Source organism: Lysinibacillus sp. NPDC097231 (assembly GCF_044761885.1).
Classification (GTDB): Bacteria; Bacillota; Bacilli; order Bacillales_A; family Planococcaceae; genus Lysinibacillus.
Window position 1 is genome coordinate 77,542 of sequence record NZ_JBIWDH010000017.1, and the last position, 6,538, is coordinate 84,079.

The 6,538-nt window shown below is 38.3% G+C and carries 9 protein-coding genes; 8 read left to right on the top strand and 1 reads right to left on the bottom strand.

Translation table 11 applies throughout. The features are described 5' to 3' along the window. Positions 1 to 6 precede the first annotated feature (6 nt). From ACIQXF_RS12150 to ACIQXF_RS12160, 3 genes are all read left to right on the top strand, one after another. Positions 7 to 714, top strand: a complete 708-nt coding sequence (locus ACIQXF_RS12150) for an AAA family ATPase (protein ID WP_402783186.1) — start codon at positions 7 to 9, stop codon at positions 712 to 714. 26 nt (positions 715 to 740) lie between these two features. Then, on the top strand, positions 741 to 1,964 hold the full coding sequence (locus ACIQXF_RS12155; protein WP_402783188.1) for a GNAT family N-acetyltransferase: 1,224 nt from the start codon (positions 741 to 743) through the stop codon (positions 1,962 to 1,964). A 214-nt stretch (positions 1,965 to 2,178) separates the two neighbouring features. Continuing rightward, complete coding sequence (locus ACIQXF_RS12160) at positions 2,179 to 2,577, top strand: DUF5412 domain-containing protein (RefSeq protein ID WP_402783190.1); 399 nt, start codon at positions 2,179 to 2,181, stop codon at positions 2,575 to 2,577. A 137-nt stretch (positions 2,578 to 2,714) separates the two neighbouring features. On the opposite strand, the gene pdxR is transcribed toward ACIQXF_RS12160, so the two are convergent. Further along, on the bottom strand, positions 2,715 to 4,100 hold the full coding sequence (gene pdxR / locus ACIQXF_RS12165) for a MocR-like pyridoxine biosynthesis transcription factor PdxR (RefSeq protein ID WP_402783192.1): 1,386 nt from the start codon (positions 4,098 to 4,100) through the stop codon (positions 2,715 to 2,717). A 111-nt stretch (positions 4,101 to 4,211) separates the two neighbouring features. On the opposite strand from pdxR, the gene ACIQXF_RS12170 reads away from it, so the two are divergent. From ACIQXF_RS12170 to ACIQXF_RS12190, 5 genes are all read left to right on the top strand, one after another. Next, complete coding sequence (locus tag ACIQXF_RS12170; RefSeq protein ID WP_402783193.1) at positions 4,212 to 4,652, top strand: GNAT family N-acetyltransferase; 441 nt, start codon at positions 4,212 to 4,214, stop codon at positions 4,650 to 4,652. Between the two features lie 20 nt (positions 4,653 to 4,672). Further along, positions 4,673 to 5,101, top strand: coding sequence for a GNAT family N-acetyltransferase (locus ACIQXF_RS12175; RefSeq protein WP_402783195.1), 429 nt, complete (start codon positions 4,673 to 4,675; stop codon positions 5,099 to 5,101). 69 nt (positions 5,102 to 5,170) lie between these two features. Continuing rightward, positions 5,171 to 5,434: a hypothetical protein gene (locus ACIQXF_RS12180; protein ID WP_402783197.1), complete on the top strand. Its 264-nt coding sequence runs from the start codon at positions 5,171 to 5,173 to the stop codon at positions 5,432 to 5,434. Positions 5,435 to 5,437: 3 nt separating this feature from the next. Further along, positions 5,438 to 5,572: a hypothetical protein gene (locus ACIQXF_RS12185; protein ID WP_402783199.1), complete on the top strand. Its 135-nt coding sequence runs from the start codon at positions 5,438 to 5,440 to the stop codon at positions 5,570 to 5,572. Between the two features lie 182 nt (positions 5,573 to 5,754). Next, entirely contained in the window at positions 5,755 to 6,372 is a 618-nt protein-coding gene (locus tag ACIQXF_RS12190) for a CPBP family intramembrane glutamic endopeptidase (protein WP_402783201.1), read from the top strand. Positions 6,373 to 6,538: the final 166 nt, after the last annotated feature.

The window sequence follows — 6,538 nt, forward strand, 5'->3', positions numbered from 1 at the left end:
AATGAAATGTATTTAAAATCATGTAAGGTGTTACAGGATAACATTGTAAATAAAGATGTGTATCCCTTTAATATTCCAAGCTTGCAAGGTTTACAGGAGCTAGAGTTTCCTACCAATGTGACTTTCTTTGTCGGGGAAAATGGCTCTGGTAAATCCACCCTGCTAGAGGCAATTGCAGATCGCTGTGATTTTAATACAGCAGGGGGGGGGCGTCAAAATTTATATGAAGTACATAAGGCGGAGTCTTCACTGGGGGAATATATCCGTTTGTCGTGGATGCCAAAAGTGACGAATGGTTTTTTCCTACGTTCGGAAACGTTTTATCAATTTGCGAGTCATATTGATTTGTTAGAAGAACGTGACAAAAGGAAAAAGTATGCTGCTTTTGGTGGTAGGTCGTTGCATCATCAATCACATGGCGAGTCCTTTTTATCGCTATTTATGCATCGCTTTAAAGGGAAGGCTATTTATTTGTTGGATGAGCCTGAAGCGGCATTGTCACCAACTAGACAGCTTAGTCTCCTGAAAATTATGAAAGATTTAGAGCATGAGGCTCAGTTTATTATAGCTACGCACTCACCAATTTTGCTTGGCTATCCGAATGCGACCATCTACAGTTTTGATAACGGAGACATGGAGTCTATTCGCTATGAGGATACCATTCATTACATTGTTACGAAGCGCTTTTTAAATGCACCGGAAACCATTTTATAAGAGTTATTTGATGAGGAGAGAGAATCATGAATCAACGAAAAGGCTTAGTCATGCGAGAAATTCAATTAAATGAAATGGCACAGTCGATAGATTTACTGAATTATGTTTTTCAAATGTCCATGTCTATTCATAAAGATCGTCGCTTTGTCAATGCTAAAAGTAAGCAATTTAATGAGGGACACGCAATTGGTTGGTTCGATGGTTCACAGCTTGTATCTCAAATTTTAAGCCTTCCTTTTGAGGTAAATGTTCATGGCAGAATTTACGAAATGGGTGGCATAACGGCAGTAGGAACATATCCTGAATATTCAAAGCACGGTCTGATGGAGAGCCTCATTATGGAATGCTTACAACGCATGCGAAATGAAGGACAATGCATTTCCTATTTATTTCCATATTCTATCCCGTATTACCGCAAAAAGGGTTGGGAAATTATAAGTGATATTGTGGAGTTTCAGGTTAAGGATACGCAGCTTCCTCACTACGCAGGATTAAACGGAAAAATACGACGTGTCGATCCTAAGCATAATGATGTTGTAGCTATTTATGCACGCTATGCGCAAAGAACGCATGGTGTGATGGTACGTAATAGCATTGCCTGGAATGAGAAGTTTCAGGAAGATTTTTGGGAAGAGAAATTTATTGATAGTGATGTAATCCTTCAGGCAGCGGTGTATTATGACGAGGATGATATGCCGCAGGGCTATATGTTTTATCGTATTATGGAGGAAAATTATTACATTGATGAAATTGTCTATTTGCAGGAAGAGGCGCGAAAAGGCCTATGGAATTTTGTTTCTGCTCATAGTTCAATGATCTACAATGTTTATGGAAAAACAACTGGTAATGAGGCAGTTGCGTTTTTATTAGAGGATAGTGAAATCATTCAAAAGGTATCCCCATATTTTATGGCACGAATAGTCGATGTCAAAGAATTTTTGCTACGTTATCCATTTATGGGAAATGATTTTCAGCTTCGACTAGCGGTCAGTGATCGTATTGTGGCATGGAATAATGGCACATTTGTCATCACAATGCAGGGTGGAAAGGTTACGGTTGAAAAGGTCAGTGACACAATGTCCGAAAATGCCATTCAGCTCACGGTACAAACACTTGCCACCATGCTACTAGGCTATAAACGCCCAAGCTATTTAGAAAAAATTGAACGTTTACAGGGCAATACCATTGAAATTGCGCTACTAGAAGCAGTGCTACCGGTGGGCATCCCAACATTTATTGATTACTTTTAACTTCCTTCAGCGGTGTCCAAACATCCGCTGAAATAGAATAACTCAGTCTAAGAACGCTACGTCCTGTGGCGGGAGAACCGCTCAGGTAAGAGAGAAAACCGCTCAGGCCAGCGGCAACCTCGTCCGGCTCCATACAATACGATGAAATCCCTAATTAAGGAAACAACTTCTTCTGTGAAATCGTCTCTATATGAACAGATTGGGGGGGATGTAGGTGGAGAAGGCTGAGAAGCTTGAACGCAAAAAAGTATACAAAAAAGTTCTTCTAATGTTACTTATTTGGCTCTTGTTTTTTGCTGGCATTATAGGATATAGCATGTATTGGTTGTTTTTTGATTGGAGTAGGTTTAAACAGGAGCTTGTTGCGGAATCTACTTCTCCAAATGGCACCTATACTGTGAAAGCCTACGTTTCAAATGGTGGTGCAACAACTTCTTTTACGGTCTTAGGAGAATTAGTTTTCAATAAAGAACATAAAAAATCGAAGAAGATTTATTGGCAATATCGAGAAAATGAAGCCCACATTTACTGGAACGACGATGATACAGTCAATATTAATGGCGTGACATTGGATGTGCCTGATGAAACCTATGATTATCGAGATCATGAATGAAGGGGCTGTCCCATAAGTCCCTTTTGGAGTAAAATCACATGAAATTGAAGAGGCAGAAACGTTGTCAAATCAACGTTTCTGCCTTTCACTTTTTATTCATTTTTGGTTAAAAACCCTCTTTTTGGACAGCTCCTTGTTCATTCCCTTATCCAAGCTTTTTTCAACAGCTGCACACCTAAGACAATTTCATCCAGCACCAATTTACTAAAACCTAATCGGATGATAGGTTCATCGACTTGGTATTGAAAAAAATATGGGCTCGTAGGGTAGACCTTGACGCCGTATTGTTCTGCACGTTCAATGAGCTGCTGTTCTGAAAGCTGTGTATGCACCCTCACCAATATATAAAGACCAGATTGCGCTCCTAATATCGTAATCTTTTCTCCGAATTGTTGTTGAAGTTCCTGTACAAGAACCGTGATTTTATGCTTATAGGTGATGCGCATTCTTTTAATATGCCGCGTCCATTCCCCTTGTTCCATGAATTTCGCCATTGTCAGTTGATGTAGGGACGAAGCATTATGTTCAAAATCAGCAAAGCGTTCTTTATATGGGGAAATAAGTGCTTTCGGTAGTACCATATAGCTTAAGCGAGTAGCTGGTAAAAAGGATTTTGAAAATGTGCCTATATAGATGACCCGTGACTTGTCGATGGAGGCGAGAGCGGGAAATGGCTGTTGTGTATAGCGAAATTCACTGTCGTAATCATCCTCCAGTATATAGCCATTGACATTTTTTGCCCATTGGATTAAAGTTTGTCGCTGCTGAATGCTCATTGACACACCATATGGAAAATGATGGGAAGGGGTGACATATAGTAAACGTGAATGTAAATGCGCTAAATGCTTTAGCTGTGCACCGTTTTCAAATACCGGTAATGATTCTATCTGGAAGCCATGCAGTTTAAATGCTTCTCGTGCACCGTTGTAGCCAGGATCTTCTAAGATAACACTTGAAAATTCCTCCTTTAACAAAAAACCTAAATACATTAATAGTTGCTGTGTGCTGCTACCAATAATAATGTCCTCTGAATCGACACGAACGCCACGCGCTTGTAGCAAATAATGTACGAGCTGCTCCTTTAAAAGAGCTTCACCGAAAGGCTCCCCATATCCATAGCATTTTTTCATCTGTAATACTTGATTGGCAAGCTGCCGCCAAAGCTTTAAAGGAAAATGCTGTTGATCGACGGCGCCTACGCGAAAATCAATGATGATATCTCCAATTATTTGATTCTTATTGGGATCGCTTGGTCGTTGCTCCTCTTGTAAGAACACTTTCTCAAATTCATTCACAAAATAACCTTTTCGCCCTTCCCCACGTATGTATCCCTCAGCTATGAGCTGCTCATAGGCAGTCAATGTAGTATTGCGACTGACATGTAAAGTATCAGCCAGCCTTCGAATAGAAGGGAGAGAATCATTCGTTTTTAAGTTACCTTGCTCGATTAATGTTTTGATTTGCTGGTAAATCTGTTTATATTTTGCCTGTTCGTTAGTGAGTAAAAAAATAAAATCATCCATATTTGCCCTCCTTGACATGTTGAAATGTTTAGAACTGTTTCTTTTTAAATGTCAGATTGTTTTTTATCATCATACAAGAAGTACATATAAAAAGAAATGGGGAGAGAGTCTATGGAAATTTGTACAGTAACATTAGCAACAGTTGAAGATGTAGTGCCTTTATTTAATGCATATCGCCAATTTAATGGTCAACCATCAGACTTAGAGCAGGCTATACAATTTCTAATGGAGCGTTTACAGAAGGACGAATCGATTATTTTTCTAGCTTATATAGAAGAGCAGCCGGTTGGGTTTGTCCAGCTGTATCCTGTTTTCTCATCTGTAGCGATGAAAAAGGCCTTTATTTTAAATGATTTATTTGTGGCCGAACATGCCAGAAAACGTGGTGTAGCACAGCGCTTAATGGAACAGTGTTATTCATACTGCGTGCAGAAGGATGCACGTTATATTACCTTAGAAACAGCGTCAGATAACGTACGCGCTCAAAAACTATATGACAAGCTTGGGATGAAAATAGATCACGAAGTTTTTCATTATATTAAGTACTGGTAATGGAAAGGAGTTTCGAAAAAATGGCAGAAACCATCAAACAACTATCAACACGTGAGGAATGGGTTGAAGCTTATGCCATTATGGTGCAGCTTCGCACGGAATTAACGTTGGAAAAGTACCTTCTCTTATTAGAGGAAATGATGCAAGATGGCTATACATTGTTTGCTTTCTATAAGAACAAGCAAATAGTGGCAGTGACCGGTATAAGCTGGCGAATTAATTTCTACAATGAACGTCATATTTATGTCTATGATTTAGTAACAGACGAGGCCAACCGTTCATGTGGCTATGGTGAGAAATTATTGGAATATATTCATCAATGGGGTCAAGAAAAGGGTGCACACTATATTGCTTTAGAGTCAGGCATTCAAAGGAACGATGCCCATCGATTTTATGAGGAACGATTAGGTTATGACAAATGGTGTTATTCTTTTCGGAAGGCATTGTAATCGGTTATCTTCATAGGAATATGATTGTTAAAACCTCACACACTAGTGAAAACATTAAGGAGGTTTAACATGAGGGTACCATTCAAAGAAATATTTCTTATTAGCAGTCTTATGATGAGTTTTGCCCCGGTTGGGTATGCCAACAATGTCATTCAACAACATGCCAATGGCGAGGAAGGTCAAGTAGTTTATCATGTGAAATACGATTATGATGCTATTTGTAAAGTGCTTGGAATTACGCAAGAAGTGTATGATCAATACTGGAAAGACGGACTGTCGATTGTCGATATGGCAACAAAGGAAGGCATTGAGCGTCGAGAAATCGAAAGTTAATTTTTGGAATTTCATTATCAAGAAATGCAAAAGTGGCGAGAGAAGGGTGCTATGAGCGAGCATCAATATTTCACGTTGGTTTATGATTTAAAGGATGAAATTACTGATTTTATAGAACGAAATCCGAATAAGGAATGACAGCGACTAAGATGTTTCTAGTCGCTGTATTTTTATGATTAGCATTTACTATTTAATCATAAAGAATAATAATTTAATGATTATCATTAAATTAATCTTGATTTTCACTCCGCTATTTTATATTCTTAACATAAAGACATGATCATGATCTCTTCATAAAAAACTTAAAAGCAGGGGGAAAAATGATGATTATTAATAGTGCTATAAGTGCCATCATGCAAGTCATTCTATTTTCAGTGATTCCGTTTTTTTGGTGGCTATTCACTGCGAGAAAGCAACAATCATTTTTAACATGGATTGGCATTAAAAAGCCTGTCATAGAGAAAAAAGGTAATTATTTAGTATGGTTTTTACTCATAAATGTTTTTTTATTCGTAACGAATTATTCGATCATCTATTTTTTTGTAGACAGCTCACTTTTAGCATTTAAACGTTTTGCAGGACTCGGTTTTTCCGGGTTGATCCCTGCACTTCTCTATGCAATTATCCAAACGGGCTTGTCAGAGGAGCTGTTTTTTAGAGGCTTTTTATTAAAAAGATTTGCGCATACATTTGGTTTTCGGATTGGAAATATTGTGCAAAGCTTACTATTTGGTAGTATTCACGGATTGATGCTGTTATCTTTATCTGTTATTCCTTTTGGAGTTGTTGTGTTGCTTGTGATGTCTACCGGATTAGCAGGTTATTTAATGGGGTGGATCGATGAACAAAAATCCAATGGCTCTATAATTACAAGCTGGGGTATACATAGCATGGGCAATCTAATTGTTTCTTTCTTCGCCATGTTTAACTTGCTCTAGGGTGTTCTTATGAAACTAGCTTTGTATTTTTGGGCTCTTCACCATAACTTGGGGTTGACCATATAAAAATTCAATAAATTTACATTGAAGTATAGAAAAAAAGTGAAAACTCACGTATCGTAATTGTTGCTGAGACAAACCACGAGAGGAGTTTTCACTTTGTGCT

Coding starts and splice junctions, on each gene's coding strand:
- ACIQXF_RS12150 (WP_402783186.1), top strand. CDS start 7: ATGTATTTAAAATCATGTAAGGTGTTACAGGATAACATTGTAAATAAA.
- ACIQXF_RS12155 (WP_402783188.1), top strand. CDS start 741: ATGAATCAACGAAAAGGCTTAGTCATGCGAGAAATTCAATTAAATGAA.
- pdxR (WP_402783192.1), bottom strand. CDS start 4,100: ATGGATGATTTTATTTTTTTACTCACTAACGAACAGGCAAAATATAAA.
- ACIQXF_RS12170 (WP_402783193.1), top strand. CDS start 4,212: ATGGAAATTTGTACAGTAACATTAGCAACAGTTGAAGATGTAGTGCCT.
- ACIQXF_RS12175 (WP_402783195.1), top strand. CDS start 4,673: ATGGCAGAAACCATCAAACAACTATCAACACGTGAGGAATGGGTTGAA.
- ACIQXF_RS12180 (WP_402783197.1), top strand. CDS start 5,171: ATGAGGGTACCATTCAAAGAAATATTTCTTATTAGCAGTCTTATGATG.
- ACIQXF_RS12190 (WP_402783201.1), top strand. CDS start 5,755: ATGATGATTATTAATAGTGCTATAAGTGCCATCATGCAAGTCATTCTA.